We start from the raw sequence: 16,946 nt of genomic DNA, 5'->3' as shown, positions 1-16,946 counted from the left end.
GTTGGACCGAGCTTGCCGGGTCTTTGCTGCAATGAACAGCACCGAAACACAAATGGCAGGCACAAAAAAGCCGCTCGAAAGCGGCTTTTTGGCGAAGATCGGTTTACTTCAAGCCCGACATCTTCTCGATCGCACCCTTGAGCTCGTCATCCGAGCAATCGCTGCAGGTGCCTTTGGGCGGCATGGCGTTGATGCCCGTAATCGCCTTGGCGAGCAGACCGTCTACCCCGCCTTGCTCCTTCGCGCGCTTGCCCCAGTCGGCAGCGTCACCGATTTTCGGCGCGCCCAGCAGGCCAGTGCCGTGGCACGCGTTGCAATGCTTGGCGATCACGTCATCCGGTGTCTTTGCACCACCGCCGCCACCGGCTGCCACCGCCACTTCCATCCCTTTACATTCCTGGCCCTGGACACAGACTTGGCCGACAGGCTCCAGGCGCTTGGCAATTTCATCATTGGTCGCAGCTTGAGCGCTGACAGCCCATAGGGCCAGTACGGTTGCTGGTGCAGCCAGCATTTTCATAATTAGGTTCACGCGTTCACCCTCAATGGTGGCTATTCACGCCTGCGGCCACGGTTTCGCAGGCGGCGAAAGTATAACGGTTAGCCCGCCAGGCCGAAACAACCCTATTAAATAAAGGGAGATTCAGCCGAGCGGTTACAGCGACGGGCGTGTCTGCAACGCTGGCAGCACGCCTCTTGTGTCAAAAGTTCGCGGGTGTGGCTGCGCTGATTAGTCGCGCCGGCACGTCGAACGGGTTACGAAAACGATGGGGCTTGGTGCTTTCAAAGTAGTAGCTATCGCCGGCTTCGAGCACAAAAGTTTCAAGACCGACCACCAATTCCAGACGACCTTCCACCAGAATCCCGGTTTCCTCGCCTTCGTGGGTGAGCATTTCTTCGCCCGTGTCGGCGCCCGGTGGGTAGATTTCGTTAAGAAACGCAATCGCCCGTGTCGGGTGCGCCCGGCCCACCAGTTTCATGGTGACGGCGCCGTCAGAGATGTCGATCAGCTCATTGGCTTTATAGACGATCTGCGTCGGTATTTCCTGGAGGATCTCCTCGGAAAAGAACTCGACCATGGACATGGGGATGCCGCCCAGCACCTTGCGCAAGGAGCTGATCGAGGGGCTGACACTGTTTTTTTCGATCATCGAAATGGTGCTGTTGGTGACACCCGCGCGCTTGGCGAGCTCACGCTGGGAAAGACCTTTGAGTTTACGGATGGATTGCAGTCGTTCGCCGACGTCCAATGCAGGAGCCTCCTAGGATTCAGGCGTTGTTGTAATTGAGCGTTATCATGGCGACAGCGTTCAGTATTTACAACACTTGGACCTAAATCCCGGGCGACCTGGCTCGTCGTCTTACCTCAAGCGCCGGAATAGAGCCTTGGCACGCGGCGCAGGTTGCAGAAAATCTGGTAGGGAATGGTCTCGGCCGCCGCCGCAACGTCGCTGGCGAGGATGTTTTTGCCCCACAGCTCCACGGTGGAGCCAAGGCCAGCCTGTGGCACGTCGGTGAGGTCGATGCACAGCATGTCCATCGATACGCGCCCCAGCAACTGGCTGCGTTGCCCCGCCACCAACACCGGCGTGCCGGTGGGCGCGTGGCGCGGGTACCCATCGGCATACCCCATGGCGACCACGCCGATACGCATCGGCTTGGGCGTAATGAACTTGGCACCGTAGCCCACCGGCTCTCCGGCCGGCAGTTCGCGCACGCTGATGACTTTCGATTCGAGGGTCATTACCGGCTGCAAGCGCGCAGCGATGGCCTGGTCCTCGCCGAAGGGCGTGGCGCCGTAGAGCATGATGCCCGGGCGCACCCAGTCGCTGGCCACACTCGGCCAGCCCATCACCGACGGCGAATTGCGCAGGCTCACTTCAGCCGACAACCCCTGGCGCGCCGCCTCGAAAACGGCCACTTGTTCAGTGCTGCGCACGCAATCCAGCTCATCAGCGCGGGCGAAGTGGCTCATCAAGACTATCTTCGCGACCTTGCCACTGGCCAAAAGGCGCTGATACGCCTCGTGGTAATCCTTGGGGTGCAGGCCCACGCGGTGCATGCCCGAGTCCAGCTTGAGCCACACGGTGAGCGGCTTGCTCAGCCTGGCTTGCTCGATCGCCTCCAGCTGCCACAGCGAATGCACCACGCACCAGAAATCATGTTCGATGATCAGCGGCAGCTCGTCGGCTTCAAAAAAACCTTCCAGCAGCAACACTGGCGCACGAATGCCCGCCGCGCGCAGCTCCAAGGCTTCCTCGATGCACGCCACCGCAAACCCGTCCGCCTCGGCCTCCAACGCTTGGGCCACACGCACGGCACCGTGGCCGTAGGCATCCGCCTTGACCACGGCAAGCGCTTTGGCCCCCGTGACTTCGCGGGCCAATTGGTAGTTGTGACGCAGGGCTTGGAGATCGATCAGGGCACGGGCAGGACGCATGGCGGCAGGCTTCTAGGCAGCGGTAAAAAAACCGGTACCGACCGATAACGCCGGCACCGGGAGAGGGATGTTGCGTTAAGGCAGCGCGGCCACCACGGACAGCTCTACCAGAATGTCCGGCTCGCACAGCTTGGCTTCAACCGTGGCACGGGCCGGCGCGACGCCTTTGGGCAGCCACTTGTCCCACACCGCGTTCATGCCGGCGAAATCGGCGTCGATGTCCTTCAGGTAGATCGTCACCGAGAGCAATTTGCTCTTGTCGGTGCCTGCCAGATCCAGCAATCGCTCGATATTGGCCAGGGTTTCACGGGTCTGCTTTTCAATCCCGGCACTCATGTCGTCGCCGACTTGCCCTGCCAGATACACGGTACCGCTGTGGACAACGATCTGGCTCATGCGCTCATTGGTGAGCTGGCGCTGGATTGACATGTTGTGCGGACTCCTGGTGGTTACCGTAACGGGAAATATCGAGGCCTGCGGCGCTGATCTGTGGGGTTTTCTTCGCCATCAGGTCAGCCAGCAAACGGCCGGAACCACAGGCCATGGTCCAGCCGAGCGTGCCGTGGCCGGTATTCAGGAACAGGTTCTTGAACGGGGTGGCACCGACAATCGGCGTGCCGTCGGGTGTGGTCGGGCGCAGGCCGGTCCAGAAACTGGCCTCGCTCAAATCGCCGCCCTGAGGATAAAGGTCGTTGACGATCATCTCCAGGGTTTCACGCCGACGCGGGTTAAGCGACAGGTCAAAACCGGCTATTTCAGCCATGCCACCGACGCGAATGCGGTTGTCGAAACGGGTGATCGCGACCTTGTAGGTCTCGTCGAGAATGGTCGAGGTCGGGGCCATCGCCGGGTTGGTGATCGGCACGGTCAGCGAGTAGCCCTTGAGCGGGTACACCGGCGCCTTGATACCCAGCGGCTTGAGCAGTTTTGGCGAGTAGCTGCCGAGGGCCAGCACGTAGCGGTCGGCGGTTTCCAGCTTGCCGTCGATCAACACGCCGTTGATGCGGTCACCGGCGTAGTCGAGGCGCTGAATGTCTTGTTCGAAACGAAACTCCACGCCCAGCTGTTTGCACATCTCGACCAGGCGCGTAGTGAACATCTGGCAGTCGCCGGTCTGGTCGTTCGGCAGGCGCAAGGCGCCGGCGAGGATGTCGGTGACGCTGGCCAGCGCAGGCTCAACGCGTGCAATACCGGCGCGGTCCAGCAGCTCAAACGGCACGCCGGACTCTTTCAGTACGGCGATGTCTTTGGCGGCGCCATCAAGTTGGGCCTGGGTGCGAAACAGTTGGGTAGTACCCAGGCTACGGCCTTCGTAGGAGATGCCGGTTTCGGCGCGCAGTTCGTCGAGGCAGTCACGGCTGTACTCGGACAGACGCACCATGCGCTCCTTGTTCACCGCATAACGGCTGGCGGTGCAGTTGCGCAGCATCTGCGCCATCCACAGGTATTGGTCGATATCGGCGGTGGCCTTGATCGCCAGCGGCGCATGGCGTTGCAGCAGCCATTTGATGGCCTTGAGCGGTACGCCCGGCGCGGCCCAAGGCGACGCATAGCCTGGAGACACCTGGCCGGCGTTGGCGAAACTGGTTTCCATGGCAGCGGCAGGCTGGCGGTCGACAACCACGACTTCAAAGCCGGCCCGCGCCAAATAGTAGGCACTGGTCACCCCAATGACGCCGCTACCCAAGACCAGAACGCGCATTTTTATATCCTCATCACGGGCTTAGCCGCTGACGTGTGTTATTCGAGCAATGATGAGCGCAGTGTAAAAAACTATTGCCAGTGCATTTCACTATATAAGCACCTATATTTGGCGACAATTCTCGGCAAAAACCCTTTTCACAGAGGCGTATCCCCTATGCGTACCAACACCCAGACCAAGCGGGAGCTGGACAAGATCGACCGCAATATCCTGCGCATCCTGCAAACCGACGGGCGAATTTCGTTCACCGAGCTTGGGGAAAAGGTCGGGTTGTCGACCACACCGTGCACTGAGCGGGTACGCCGACTGGAGCGCGAAGGCATCATCATGGGCTACAACGCGCGGCTCAACCCGCAGCATTTGAAAGGGAGTTTGCTGGTATTTGTCGAGATCAGCCTGGATTACAAGTCCGGCGACACCTTTGAAGAGTTCCGCCGCGCCGTGCTCAAACTGCCCCACGTGCTGGAGTGTCACTTGGTTTCAGGCGACTTCGACTACCTGGTGAAGGCGCGGATTTCCGAGATGGCCTCGTACCGCAAATTGCTCGGCGATATCTTGCTCAAGCTGCCGCATGTTCGCGAGTCCAAGAGCTATATCGTGATGGAAGAGGTGAAAGAGAGCCTGAACCTGCCGATCCCCGACTGACCGGACCAACTCGGTCAAAAAATGTGGGAGCTGGCTTGCCTGCGATGGCGGTCTGTCAGGCGAAATATGTACTGACTGATCCACCGCTATCGCAGGCAAGCCAGCTCCCACATTGACCGAGTTAGACCAGCACTTGCCGGGTGCTCGCCATGTATTCGTGGATCTGCTTTTCCACCCGCGGATGAATCAGCTCCACCGGCCGCCGCCCATTCGGGCATGGCAGGGTCTTGGTGGTGCCGAACAGCCGACAAATCAGCGGCCGCTCGTCATACACCGTGCAACCGTTGGGCCCAAGGTGCACGCAGTTCAGCTCGTCCATGGCAGCGTCCTGCTCGGCAGCAGTCTTGCGGGGCAGGCGCGACATTTCCTCCGGCGAAGTCGTCACCGGCCCACAGCAATCGTGGCAACCGGGGACGCACTCGAACGAAGGAATCTGACGGCGCAGCGCGCTGATTTTCTGACTGTTACAACTCATCAAAACACTTACCGAACCGCGAATAGGTGTGAATTCTGCCGCAAAAAGCCTCGCGCAGACAGCTTCGTCCGACCGCTGTATCCTGCGTCAAATTTTCCAAACAGGGATGCTCCCCATGACCGCCAGCGCCCGGCACACCGCTTCCTACTACGCCGCCAGCAGCGTCCCACAGCCTGATTACCCCGCGCTGGCCGGCGAAGTGCGGGCCGACGTGTGCGTGATTGGCGGCGGTTATTCGGGGCTGAACACCGCGCTGGAACTGGCCAAGCGCGGTTTCAGCGTGGTGTTGCTGGAAGCGCGCAAGATCGGCTGGGGCGCCAGCGGACGCAACGGCGGCCAGTTGATTCGCGGGGTCGGCCACGGCCTTGATCAGTTCACCAACGTGATCGGCGCCGACGGCGTGCGCCAGATGAAACTGATGGGGCTGGAGGCCGTGGAAATCGTGCGCGAGCGCGTCGAGCGCTACCAAATCCCCTGCGACCTGACTTGGGGTTACTGCGACCTCGCCAACAAGCCCCGTGACCTCGAAGGCCTGGCCGAAGACGCCGAAGAGTTGCGTGGTCTGGGCTATCGCCATGAAGTGCGTTTGCTGCAAGCCCATGAAATGAGCGGCGTGATCGGCTCCGAGCGCTACGTGGGTGGCATGATCGACATGGGCTCCGGCCACTTGCACCCGTTGAACCTGGCACTCGGCGAAGCTGCCGTCGCCCAACAACTGGGCGTGAAGCTGTTCGAGCAGTCTGAAGTGACGCGCATTGACTACGGCCCCGAAGTCAACGTGCACACCGCCCTTGGCAATGTGCGCGCCAAGACCCTCGTGCTGGCTTGCAATGCCTACCTGAACGGCCTCAATGCCCAACTGAGTGGCAAAGTACTGCCGGCGGGCAGCTACATCATCGCCACCGAGCCGTTGAGTGAAGCCCAGGCTGCCAACCTGCTGCCGCAAAATATGGCCGTGTGTGATCAGCGCGTAGCGGTGGACTATTTCCGGCTGTCAGCCGACCGCCGCTTGCTGTTTGGCGGGGCTTGCCACTATTCGGGGCGTGATCCCCAGGATATCGGCGCCTATATGCGCCCCAAAATGCTCAAGGTGTTTCCTCAGCTGGCCGACGTGAAAATCGACTACCAATGGGGCGGCATGATCGGCATCGGCGCCAACCGCTTGCCGCAGATCGGACGGCTGGCGGACCAGCCCAACGTGTATTACGCCCAGGCCTATGCGGGCCACGGCCTCAACGCCACGCACCTGGCCGGCAAACTGTTGGCCGAAGCCATCAGTGGCCAGCAACAGGGGCGCTTCGATCTGTTTGCCCAGGTGCCACACATCACCTTCCCCGGCGGTAAGCACCTGCGCTCGCCACTCTTGGCCCTGGGCATGCTGTGGCACCGCCTTAAAGAGCTGGTGTGAATCAACTGCGCCAGAAGGGTTTCAGGCCTTCCTGGCGCGCCTGCTCAGCGCTCAGCCCGACATCGCGCAACTGTTCGCCGGTCAAATGCAGCAAGGCCTTGCGGGTATGGCGGCGCTGCCAGAAAAGACGCCAGCGGTTGATATTACGTGGCGCTGTCGCACGCTCCTGCTCCGCTTCCAATTCCTGACCGTGTAACGCCAACCGCACATCGCTCATGCCGCTCATTTTGTTGCCCCTCATTTGCTTGTTGCCATGAGTGACTAGCGTGCGCGCGTGAGGAAAACCATTACAGATTCAACCTGAACTTATTAAATCCATACAGACACTGCCTATAGACGGCTGAATCCTGTATTTTCCGCCTATCTGTATTGGTCCTGCAGGAGCGACCGCCATGACCCTCTACGTCAACCTCGCCGAATTGCTCGGCACGCGCATCGAGCAGGGCTTCTACCGCCCCGGTGATCGCTTGCCATCCGTACGGGCGTTGAGTGTGGAACACGGGGTCAGCCTGAGTACCGTGCAACAGGCCTACCGCTTGCTGGAAGACAATGGCTTGGCGATGCCCAAGCCCAAATCCGGCTATTTTGTACCCGTGGGCCGTGAGCTGCCGGCCCTGCCGGAAGTGGGCCGCCCGGCTCAGCGCCCGGTGGAAATTTCGCAGTGGGACCAGGTGCTGGAGCTGATTCGCGCGGTGCCGCGCAAAGGCGTCATACAGATGGGCCGCGGCATGCCGGATGTATTGTCGCCGACCATGAAACCCTTGCTGCGCAGCCTGGCGCGCGTGAGCCGCCGCCAGGACCTGCCCGGGCTGTATTACGACAATATCCTCGGCTGTATGGAATTGCGTGAGCAAATCGCCCGACTATCGCTGGACTCCGGCTGCCAGCTCACCGCCGAAGACATTGTGATCACCACCGGCTGCCATGAGGCGCTGTCCGCCAGCATCCACGCCATTTGTGAGCCTGGGGATATCGTCGCGGTCGACTCGCCGAGCTTCCACGGCGCCATGCAAACCCTTAAAGGCCTGGGCATGAAGGCCTTGGAAATCCCCACCGACCCCATCACCGGCATCAGCCTGGAAGCCCTGGAACTGGCGCTGGAACAGTGGCCGATCAAGGTCATCCAGCTGACCCCCAACTGCAACAACCCGTTGGGCTACATCATGCCGGAGGCACGCAAAAAGGCGCTGCTGACCCTGGCCCAGCGCTTTGACGTGGCGATCATCGAAGACGATGTGTATGGCGAATTGGCCTACAGCTACCCGCGCCCGCGCACGATCAAATCCTTCGACGAAGATGGCCGAGTACTGCTGTGCAGCTCCTTCTCGAAAACCCTGGCGCCGGGGCTGCGCATTGGTTGGGTTGCACCGGGCCGCTATCTGGAGCGGGTGCTGCACATGAAATACATCAGCACCGGCTCCACGGCGACGCAGCCGCAGATTGCCATCGCCGAATTCCTCAAAGGCGGCCACTTCGAACCGCATTTGCGGCGGATGCGCACCCAATACCAGCGTAATCGCGACTTGATGCTCGACTGGGTCAGCCGCTATTTTCCGGCCGGCACCCGCGCGAGCCGGCCGCAGGGCAGCTTTATGCTGTGGGTGGAGCTGCCGGAAGGCTTCGACACCCTCAAGCTCAATCGCCAGTTGGTGGAGCAAGGCGTACAAGTCGCCGTCGGCAGCATCTTTTCTGCTTCGGGCAAATACCGGAATTGCCTGCGCATGAACTACGCTGCCAAGCCGACCCCGCAGATTGAAGAAGCCGTGCGTAAAGTCGGCGCCGCTGCCATCAAAATGCTGGCCGAAGCGCAGGACTGACCTTTCACCGGAAATAGTCGTCATATGCCCACAACCGCCCTGACCTGGAAGCAGCGCCTTTGATGATTCGACGGCTTTTACCGTTTTTCCTGCTGGGCACCCTGACCCTGGGCGGCTGCGCGACCGTCGATACGCCGCGCATTCCTAGCGATGCCCTGCCCGCCGCGCAATCTTCCTTCGGCCGCTCGATCCAGGCTCAGGCCGCGCCACATCAAGGCCGCTCCGGCTTTCGCTTGCTGCCCAACAGCAGCGAAGCCTTCATGGCTCGCGCCGAGCTGATCCGCAACGCACAGACCAGCCTCGACCTGCAGTACTACATCGTCCACGATGGCATCAGCACTCGTATGTTGGTGGATGAGCTGCTCAAGGCCGCCGACCGTGGCGTGCGCATCCGCATCCTGCTGGACGACACCACCAGCGACGGCCTCGACCAAGTCATCGCGACCCTCGCCGCCCACCCGAAAATCGAGATTCGCCTGTTCAACCCGCTGCATCTGGGGCGCAGCACGGGCGTGACGCGGGCCATGGGCCGCCTGTTCAACCTGTCGCTGCAACACCGGCGCATGCACAACAAGCTGTGGCTGGCGGATAACAGCGTGGCCATCGTCGGCGGGCGCAATTTGGGCGACGAGTATTTCGACGCCGAGCCCAACCTGAATTTCACCGATATCGACATGCTCAGTGTCGGCCCGGTGGCCGAGCAACTGGGCCACAGTTTCGACCAGTACTGGAACAGCGCGCTGAGCAAACCCATTGATGATTTCGTCTCCAGCACTCCGTCCAAGGGCGACCTGGCCGCCGCCCGAGTCCGCCTGGAAGCCTCGCTGGCCGAGTCGCGCCAGCAGAACCACGCGCTGTACAACCGCTTGCGCACCTATAAAACCCAACCGCGCATGGACATCTGGCGCCGCGAACTGATCTGGGCCTGGAACCAGGCGCTATGGGATGCGCCGAGCAAAGTACTGGCCACGGCCGAACCCGACCCTCGCCTGCTGCTGACCACGCAACTGGCGCCGGAGCTGGAAGGCGTCAACCACGAACTGATGATGATCTCGGCGTACTTTGTGCCGGGCCAGCCGGGGCTGGTATACCTGACCGGCCGCGCCGACGCGGGCGTGACGGTGAGCCTGCTGACCAACTCGCTTGAGGCCACTGACGTACCCGCGGTACACGGTGGCTACGCACCCTATCGCAAGGCGCTGCTGGAGCACGGCGTGAAACTCTACGAGCTGCGCCGCCAACCGGGCGACCCGAGTGGCGGCAGTGGCCCGCACCTGTTTCGCCGGGGCAGCTTCCATGGCTCGGATTCCAGCCTGCACAGCAAGGCAATGATCTTTGACCGGGAAAAGTCGTTTATCGGCTCGTTTAACTTCGATCCGCGCTCGGTGCTGTGGAACACCGAAGTCGGCGTGCTGGTGGACAGCCCGGAGCTGGCCGAACACGTACGCAACCTGGCGCTGCAGGGCATGGCGCCTGCGTTGAGCTATGAGGCGAAATTGCAGGACGGTAAGGTGGTGTGGGTGACTGAAGACAACGGCCAAATACACACACTGACCCGTGAGCCGGGCAGTTGGTGGCGGCGGATCAATGCCTGGTTCGCTACCTCAGTCGGCCTGGAACGCATGCTCTAAAACTAGAGGAGATCAACTGTGGGAGCCGGGCTTGCCCGCGATAGCGGAGTGTCAGTCAATAAATGTGTGACTGATACAACGCTATCGCAGGCAAGCCAGCTCCCACAGGTGAATGTATTTCAAGGTCAGGCCGGTTGCGCGGCGCCGAATGCGCCTTGGCGCAGCAGGAGCATCACTAATCCCAGCGCACCCGCTGCCATCAACAACGGCAACGCATGCCCGCTGATCCACTGGCTGCCCGCCCCCGCCACCAACGGCCCGATCAGGCAGCCGATGCCCCACAGTTGCGCCACATGGGCATTGGCGCGCACCAGCGCATCGTCGCGATAGCGCTCACCGATCAAAATCAACGACAGCGTAAACAACCCGCCGGCGCTGGCCCCGAACAACACCCACACCGGCCAGATCAACAGCGTGTGCATCAACAGCGGAATGGCCAGGCTCGACGCCAGCAACAAGACCGCACACCCCATGAACAGCGTGCGCCGTGGCAGGTAGTCCGCCAGTGCGCCAATGGGCAGTTGCAGCAACGCATCGCCGACTACCACCGTGCTGACCATCGCCAGAGCAATCTCGGCGGTGAAGCCCTGTTGCAGGCAATACACCGGCAGCAGCGTCAGAATCATTGCTTCGAAGGCGGCGAACAGCGCCACGGCCCAGGCGATCGCCGGCAGGCTCAGGCAGAAGCGCCACAGGTCGCCGAAGGTGACACTGAAGGATTCGGCCGTTGGCGCACCGGAGCGCCCCAGCAACAGCAGCGGCGCGACCATCAACAAGCCCACGCCGACCCAGAAGCCATAGTCGTGATCAGTGCCCAGCACACCCAAAAGCAGCGGCCCCGACAACTGGCTCAAGGCATAACTGCAGCCATACAGCGCCACCAGCCGACCGCGCCATTGCTCTACCACCAACTGGTTGATCCAGCTTTCGCCGAGGATAAACACGATGGTCAGAATCACGCCGATCATCAACCGCAGCACCAGCCATACCGGATAGCTAGGCAGGATTGCGAGCAAGCCGATGGAGACGGCACCCGCCCACAAGCACAGGCGCATCAGGTTGGCGGTACCCAGCCAAGAGGCCAACCGGCTGGACACTTTGGCCCCCAGCAACACGCCAAACGCCGGCATCGCCGCCATCACGCCGATGGCGAAACTGCCGTAGCCCCACCCCTCGAGGCGCAGGGACACCAATGGCATGCTGACGCCCAGCGCCAGGCCGACACTGAGTACCGAGGCCAGGACGGCGAAGTAAGTCGCCCAACGCATTTCCACGCTCCTGTGGATATCTTTTGAGAACACACAAACCAGTGTGGGAGCGGGCTTGCTGTGGCGAGCAAGCTTGCTTGCGCTGGGGTGCGAAGCGCCCCTAACGGCAGGCGACTGCTGCGCAGTCGAGCGGGAGCAAGCTCCCTCGCCACAGCAAGCCCGCTCCCACATTTTTTGAACTGCGGTGAACCCTGGAAGTTACAACTTGATCCAGGTTGCCTTCAGCTCGGTGTACTTGTCGAACGCGTGCAGCGACTTGTCGCGGCCGTTACCCGACTGCTTGAAGCCACCAAACGGTGCGGTCATGTCGCCGCCATCGTATTGGTTGACCCACACGCTGCCGGCACGCAGGGCCTTGGCGGTCAGGTGCGCCTTGGAGATATCGGCTGTCCACACGGCTGCGGCCAGGCCGTAGACAGTGTCGTTGGCGATCTTGACCGCTTCTTCGGCGCTGTCGAACGTGATCACCGACAGTACCGGGCCAAAGATTTCTTCCTGGGCGATCTTCATGGCATTGGTCACGCCGTCGAAAATCGTCGGTTCCACATAAGTGCCACCAGTTTCTTCCAGCGTACGCTTGCCGCCAGCGACCAGCTTGGCGCCATCGGCGTGACCGGCTTCGATGTACGACAGCACAGTGTTCATCTGCTGAGTGTCCACCAGTGCGCCAACATTGGTCGCCGGGTCCAGAGGATTGCCTGGCTTCCAGCCTTTGAGGGCCTCGATCACCAGTGGCAGGAATGTGTCTTTGATCGAACGCTCGACCAGCAGGCGCGAACCGGCGGTGCACACTTCGCCCTGGTTAAAGGCGATGGCGCCCGCAGCGGATTCAGCCGCGGCCTGCAGGTCCGGAGCATCGGCGAACACGATGTTCGGGCTCTTGCCGCCCGCTTCCAGCCACACGCGCTTCATGTTCGACTCGCCGGAGCGGATCAACAGTTGCTTGGCGATTTTGGTAGAGCCGGTGAACACCAGCGTGTCGACATCCATGTGCACCGCCAGCGCGTTGCCCACGGTGTGGCCATAGCCCGGCAGCACGTTCAGCACGCCTTTTGGAATGCCGGCTTCAACGGCCAGCGCAGCGATACGGATGGCGGTCAGTGGGGATTTTTCAGACGGTTTGAGGATCACCGAGTTACCGGTGGACAGCGCCGGACCCAGTTTCCAGCAGGCCATCATCAGCGGGAAGTTCCACGGCACGATGGCGCCCACGACACCGACCGGCTCGCGGGTCACCAGACCCAACTGGTTGTGCGGGGTGGCGGCCACTTCGTCGTAAATCTTGTCGATGGCCTCGCCGCTCCAGCTCAGGGCTTGCGCGGCGCCAGGTACGTCAATTTCCAGGGAGTCGGTGATCGGCTTGCCCATGTCCAGGGTTTCAAGCAGGGCCAGCTCTTCGGCGTTGGCGTTGAGCAGCGCGGCGAAACGGAGCATGGCGGACTTGCGCTTGGCCGGCGCCAGGCGCGACCACACACCGGAGTTGAAGGTGGCGCGGGCGTTTTCCACAGCGCGCTGGGCGTCGGCGACGTCACAACTGGCAACCGTGGCCAGCAAGCGCCCGTCGACCGGGCTGATGCATTCAAAGGTGTCGCCGGAAGCTGCGGCGGTGTATTCGCCATTGATGTAAGCGCGGCCCTCGATCTTCAGATCCTTGGCGCGTTGCTCCCAATCGGCACGGGTCAGGGTGGTCATGCGAGTGTCCTCCTCTTATTGAATACAAGGGCCAGGTGATGTCCCCCGGCAGCCTCAAAGAATTCTTGCCCGGCCAGCCTGCTGTTCGGCTCAAGGCAGCTGCCACCCTAAACCAGCCGCCGGGGGTGTTTCAATATATTTGACATAACAGCGGCAAACGCCCTTGCGATGTTCATTTTAATAAACATAGACTTTGGGCTCTCCAACCGCAGGCCAGACGGGACACGCACATGAGCATCCAGGACATCGTCGACTTCAGCCAAGCCAACACCGCCCCAGACCGCTACCGCCCCGCCGCCGAAAAAATCCTCAAGGGCGACCCCGAGCAAACCCTTTACAACCACTACAACAGCCCGTGCGGCCAGATGAGCGCCGGCGTGTGGGAAGGTGAAGTCGGGCAATGGAAGGTCAGCTATACCGAGCACGAGTACTGCGAGATTGTGCAGGGGGTGTCCGTTCTGCGTGATGCCGATGGCAACGCCAAGACCTTGCGCGCCGGCGACCGCTTTGTGATTCCGGCGGGTTTCAGCGGCACCTGGGAAGTGCTGGAGGCGTGCCGCAAGATCTACGTGGTGTTCGAGCAGAAAGCCTGATCAGCAAATCACAGGCAAAAAAAAGCCCGACTCGTGAGAGACGGGCTTTTTTTCACAAGGAGGAAAATCAATTACTTGATTTTGCCTTCTTTGTAGATCACGTGCTTACGAACGCGCGGGTCGAACATTTTCTTTTCGAGCTTGTCCGGGGTAGTACGCTTGTTCTTGTCGGTAGTGTAGAAGTGACCAGTACCGGCGCTAGAGATCATTCGAATCAATTCACGCATGATAGAGCTCCTTAGATCTTGCCAGCGGCACGGATTTCGGCCAGCACGACAGTGATGCCACGCTTGTCGATGATGCGCATGCCTTTGGCAGATACGCGCAGACGAACAAAACGTTTCTCTTCTTCAACCCAGAAGCGGTGATGCTGCAGGTTTGGCAGGAAACGACGACGGGTTTTGTTATTTGCGTGGGAAATGTTATTCCCAGTCACCGGACCCTTACCGGTAACTTGACATACTCTCGACATGCCTCAGCCCTCTAAAACCACATGCCCAACCCGGCATGGGTTGGCCGCTTAATCTCTCAGTCATTTGGCGCCAGGCGCCGCGTTTCTTTAGGGTCTTACCGGCTACACCTACAAGCGAAGGAACCGGGCCCCTAGAAAAGAGCGCTGCTTTATACCAGAAAGACCCCGGTGCAACAACAACCCGTGAGTTTTTACCGAAGTAAATCCTGGCGCCAGACGCCTGAACCGTTGCTGTAAGGGGCCGCTGCTACAGCCGACCACTCGTCGCACAGAATGATTTACAGCGCCCGCACGCACTGGGAAGTGCGCGACGAAACGCGCCGAGGCGCCATCAAAACAGCATTTTCGGCAAAAGCACAGGCAAAAATGGGCTAGTCATTTATCAATCAGACCACTACGGTAGGACTTTTCCAGACTGCACTCGCAGATGGGCCTTCGATCTGCAAAGGAAACCGACTATGCGCCTCGCTGCCCTACCGCTCTTGCTTGCCCCTCTATTTTTCGCTCCGGCGGCCTTTGCCGCCACCAACTTGAGCGTCTGCACCGAGGCCAGCCCTGAAGGGTTTGATGTGGTGCAATACAACTCGCTGACCACCACCAACGCCTCGGCCGACGTGCTGATGAACCGCCTGGTGGATTACGACGCCAACAGCGGCAAGCTGGTGCCGAGCCTGGCGGACAGCTGGGAAGTCTCGCCGGACGGCCTGACCTACACCTTCAAGCTGCACCCGGACGTGAAATTCCACCGTACCGAATACTTCACCCCAAGCCGCACCCTGACCGCCGAAGACGTGCGCTTCAGCTTCGAGCGCATGCTCGACCCGGCGAACCCTTGGCACAAGATCGCCCAGAGCGGCTTCCCACACGCGCAATCCCTGCAATTGCCGACGCTGGTCAAGAAGATCGACGCCCTCGACCCGTTGACCGTGCGCTTCACCCTGGACCACGCCGACTCAACCTTCCTCGCCGCCCTGAGCATGGGCTTCGCCTCGATCTATCCGGCCGAATATGCCGACAAACTGCTCAAGGCCGGCACCCCGGAGAAACTCAACAGCCAGCCAATCGGCACCGGGCCCTTCGTGTTCGTGCGTTTCCAGAAAGATGCCGTGGTGCGCTACAAAGCCAACCCGGATTACTTCGCCGGCAAACCAGCTGTGGATAACCTGATCTTCGCCATCACCCCGGACGCCAATGTGCGCCTGCAGAAACTGCATCGTGATGAATGCCAGATCGCTCTGTCGCCCAAGCCCCTGGATGTTGGCGAAGCCGAAAAAGACCCAGCGCTCAAGGTCGAAAAAACGGCCGCCTTCATGACCGCGTTTGTCGCCATTAACAGCCAGCATCCGCCGCTGGACAAGCCGGAAGTGCGCCAGGCGATCAACCTCGCGTTCGACAAGGCCAGCTACCTCAAGGCCGTGTTTGAAGGCACCGCCGAAGCCGCCAACGGGATTTACCCGCCCAATACCTGGAGCTACGCCAAGGACTTGCCGGGTTATCCACAGGACCTCGCCAAGGCCAAAACCCTGCTGGACCGCGCCGGGCTCAAGGACGGCTTCAAAACCACAATCTGGACCCGCCCGACGGGCAGCTTGCTGAACCCCAACCCAAACCTCGGCGCCCAATTGTTGCAGGCTGACCTGGCCAAAGTGGGCATCCAGGCCGAGATCCGCGTGATTGAGTGGGGCGAGCTGATCCGCCGCGCCAAGGCCGGTGAGCATGACCTGCTGTTCATGGGCTGGGCCGGTGACAACGGCGACCCGGATAACTTCCTGACGCCGCAGTTCTCCTGCGCAGCCGTCAAGTCCGGTACTAACTTCGCCCGCTACTGCGACCCGGCCCTGGACAAGCTGATCAGCGCCGGCAAGACCACCAGCGAGCAAGGCGTGCGCAGCAAGCTGTATCAGCAGGCTCAGGCACAAATCCAGCAACAGGCCCTGTGGTTGCCGCTGGCACACCCGACCGCCTTTGCCCTGGCACGCAAGAGCGTCGAGGGGTATCAGGTCAGCCCGTTCGGGCGCCAGGATTTCTCGAAAGTCAGCGTCAAGCCCTGAGCCTTAACCCCGCCCTTGCCGGGCGGGGTTATATCCACCCGTATTCCGCCATCGACAGCGGGTCGCCATCACCCACGATGATGTGATCCAGCACCCGCACATCCACCGACTCCAAAGCCTTTTGCAGTATTTTGGTTAACTTTCGATCAGCCGCACTCGGCTCAACGCTTCCGGAAGGGTGGTTGTGACACAGGATCAATGCCGCCGCGTTGTAAGCGAGGGCACGCTTGACCACTTGCCGGGGGTAAACGATGGCCGTGTCGACGGTGCCCTGAAACAAAGCCTCAAAGCCCAGCACCCGGTGCTTTGAGTCAAGAAACAGGCAGCCAAAAATCTCGTGGGGCTCATGACGCAACAGCGCCTTGAGGTACTCGCGCACCGCCAACGGGCTCTCCAGCACCGAGTCCGCACGCAAACGTTCAGCCATATGCCGCCGCGACATTTCCAGCACGGCCTGCAACTGCGCAAACTTCGCCGGGCCCAAGCCCAAATGCTGACTGAATAGCGTCTGGCTGGCCTCCAGCAGCGGGCGAAGGCCACCAAATTGCGCCAACAGATGGCGTGCCAAATCGACCGCACTTCTGCCCGAAACCCCTGTGCGCAGGAAGATCGCCAACAACTCGGCGTCAGACAGACTCGCCGCGCCCCACTCCAAAAGCTTCTCTCGTGGCCGCTCCGCCACAGGCCAATCGCGAATACTCATCCCACCTCCATGCGCACGTACGCCGCTGTTGCCTTGCGGTCGCTGTGTT

General features: G+C 61.0%; 18 protein-coding genes. 6 read left to right on the top strand and 12 right to left on the bottom strand.

All coding sequences use genetic code 11. The features are described 5' to 3' along the window. Positions 1 to 103 precede the first annotated feature (103 nt). The 5 genes from AB4P94_RS07330 to dadA all read right to left on the bottom strand — a co-directional run bounded on the left by AB4P94_RS07330 (position 104) and on the right by dadA (position 4,142). Positions 104 to 520, bottom strand: coding sequence for a cytochrome c5 family protein (locus AB4P94_RS07330; RefSeq protein WP_078739753.1), 417 nt, complete (start codon positions 518 to 520; stop codon positions 104 to 106). Between the two features lie 181 nt (positions 521 to 701). Beyond that, positions 702 to 1,250, bottom strand: coding sequence for a cupin domain-containing protein (locus tag AB4P94_RS07325; RefSeq protein ID WP_049710945.1), 549 nt, complete (start codon positions 1,248 to 1,250; stop codon positions 702 to 704). Between the two features lie 116 nt (positions 1,251 to 1,366). Continuing rightward, entirely contained in the window at positions 1,367 to 2,440 is a 1,074-nt protein-coding gene (gene alr / locus AB4P94_RS07320; RefSeq protein ID WP_395609998.1) for an alanine racemase, read from the bottom strand. A gap of 75 nt (positions 2,441 to 2,515) precedes the next feature. After that, on the bottom strand, positions 2,516 to 2,869 hold the full coding sequence (locus AB4P94_RS07315; RefSeq protein WP_395609997.1) for a RidA family protein: 354 nt from the start codon (positions 2,867 to 2,869) through the stop codon (positions 2,516 to 2,518). Beyond that, positions 2,841 to 4,142 carry a D-amino acid dehydrogenase gene (gene dadA / locus AB4P94_RS07310; RefSeq protein WP_016970574.1) on the bottom strand — a complete coding sequence of 434 codons (1,302 nt, stop codon included), beginning with the start codon at positions 4,140 to 4,142 and terminating at the stop codon, positions 2,841 to 2,843. Before dadA ends, AB4P94_RS07315 begins: the two co-directional genes overlap by 29 nt. Positions 4,143 to 4,298: 156 nt before the next feature. Between dadA and AB4P94_RS07305 the strand changes: the two genes are divergently transcribed. After that, on the top strand, positions 4,299 to 4,787 hold the full coding sequence (locus tag AB4P94_RS07305) for an Lrp/AsnC ligand binding domain-containing protein (protein WP_003176896.1): 489 nt from the start codon (positions 4,299 to 4,301) through the stop codon (positions 4,785 to 4,787). A gap of 121 nt (positions 4,788 to 4,908) precedes the next feature. Here AB4P94_RS07305 and AB4P94_RS07300 read toward each other — a convergent pair whose 3' ends face one another. Continuing rightward, positions 4,909 to 5,262: a YkgJ family cysteine cluster protein gene (locus tag AB4P94_RS07300; protein WP_016975913.1), complete on the bottom strand. Its 354-nt coding sequence runs from the start codon at positions 5,260 to 5,262 to the stop codon at positions 4,909 to 4,911. 115 nt (positions 5,263 to 5,377) lie between these two features. On the opposite strand from AB4P94_RS07300, the gene AB4P94_RS07295 reads away from it, so the two are divergent. After that, positions 5,378 to 6,670, top strand: coding sequence for an NAD(P)/FAD-dependent oxidoreductase (locus tag AB4P94_RS07295; RefSeq protein ID WP_395609996.1), 1,293 nt, complete (start codon positions 5,378 to 5,380; stop codon positions 6,668 to 6,670). Between the two features lies 1 nt (position 6,671). Here AB4P94_RS07295 and AB4P94_RS07290 read toward each other — a convergent pair whose 3' ends face one another. After that, positions 6,672 to 6,896 carry a DUF1127 domain-containing protein gene (locus tag AB4P94_RS07290; RefSeq protein ID WP_395611306.1) on the bottom strand — a complete coding sequence of 75 codons (225 nt, stop codon included), beginning with the start codon at positions 6,894 to 6,896 and terminating at the stop codon, positions 6,672 to 6,674. Positions 6,897 to 7,062: 166 nt separating this feature from the next. Here AB4P94_RS07290 and AB4P94_RS07285 point away from each other — a divergent pair, with 166 nt between their 5' ends. Both AB4P94_RS07285 and AB4P94_RS07280 read left to right on the top strand, forming a co-directional pair. Next, positions 7,063 to 8,487, top strand: a complete 1,425-nt coding sequence (locus tag AB4P94_RS07285; RefSeq protein WP_395609995.1) for a PLP-dependent aminotransferase family protein — start codon at positions 7,063 to 7,065, stop codon at positions 8,485 to 8,487. Between the two features lie 62 nt (positions 8,488 to 8,549). Further along, positions 8,550 to 10,118, top strand: coding sequence for a phospholipase D family protein (locus tag AB4P94_RS07280; protein ID WP_395609994.1), 1,569 nt, complete (start codon positions 8,550 to 8,552; stop codon positions 10,116 to 10,118). A gap of 125 nt (positions 10,119 to 10,243) precedes the next feature. Here AB4P94_RS07280 and AB4P94_RS07275 read toward each other — a convergent pair whose 3' ends face one another. Beyond that, the gene (locus tag AB4P94_RS07275) at positions 10,244 to 11,386 is read right to left on the bottom strand and encodes an MFS transporter (protein ID WP_395609993.1); all 1,143 of its coding nucleotides are present in this window, start codon (positions 11,384 to 11,386) and stop codon (positions 10,244 to 10,246) included. Between the two features lie 198 nt (positions 11,387 to 11,584). Beyond that, positions 11,585 to 13,078: an aldehyde dehydrogenase gene (locus AB4P94_RS07270; RefSeq protein ID WP_395609992.1), complete on the bottom strand. Its 1,494-nt coding sequence runs from the start codon at positions 13,076 to 13,078 to the stop codon at positions 11,585 to 11,587. Between the two features lie 230 nt (positions 13,079 to 13,308). On the opposite strand from AB4P94_RS07270, the gene AB4P94_RS07265 reads away from it, so the two are divergent. Further along, positions 13,309 to 13,671 carry a cupin domain-containing protein gene (locus tag AB4P94_RS07265; RefSeq protein WP_395609991.1) on the top strand — a complete coding sequence of 121 codons (363 nt, stop codon included), beginning with the start codon at positions 13,309 to 13,311 and terminating at the stop codon, positions 13,669 to 13,671. A 71-nt stretch (positions 13,672 to 13,742) separates the two neighbouring features. Here the strand turns inward: AB4P94_RS07265 and rpmG are convergent, their stop codons facing one another. Both rpmG and rpmB read right to left on the bottom strand, forming a co-directional pair. Further along, positions 13,743 to 13,898, bottom strand: coding sequence for a 50S ribosomal protein L33 (gene rpmG / locus AB4P94_RS07260; protein WP_003176906.1), 156 nt, complete (start codon positions 13,896 to 13,898; stop codon positions 13,743 to 13,745). Between the two features lie 11 nt (positions 13,899 to 13,909). After that, positions 13,910 to 14,143, bottom strand: coding sequence for a 50S ribosomal protein L28 (gene rpmB, locus AB4P94_RS07255; protein WP_003176907.1), 234 nt, complete (start codon positions 14,141 to 14,143; stop codon positions 13,910 to 13,912). Between the two features lie 458 nt (positions 14,144 to 14,601). On the opposite strand from rpmB, the gene AB4P94_RS07250 reads away from it, so the two are divergent. Next, positions 14,602 to 16,194, top strand: a complete 1,593-nt coding sequence (locus AB4P94_RS07250) for an ABC transporter substrate-binding protein (protein ID WP_395609990.1) — start codon at positions 14,602 to 14,604, stop codon at positions 16,192 to 16,194. Positions 16,195 to 16,222: 28 nt separating this feature from the next. Here AB4P94_RS07250 and radC read toward each other — a convergent pair whose 3' ends face one another. After that, on the bottom strand, positions 16,223 to 16,897 hold the full coding sequence (radC, locus tag AB4P94_RS07245) for a DNA repair protein RadC (RefSeq protein WP_395609989.1): 675 nt from the start codon (positions 16,895 to 16,897) through the stop codon (positions 16,223 to 16,225). Between the last annotated feature and the right edge of the window lie 49 nt (positions 16,898 to 16,946).

Source organism: Pseudomonas sp. B22129, assembly GCF_044218875.1.
In the GTDB taxonomy this organism is placed as follows: Bacteria; Pseudomonadota; Gammaproteobacteria; order Pseudomonadales; family Pseudomonadaceae; genus Aquipseudomonas.
The sequence above is the reverse complement of the archived record's forward strand: the minus strand, read 5'-3'. Positions and strand labels throughout refer to the sequence as shown.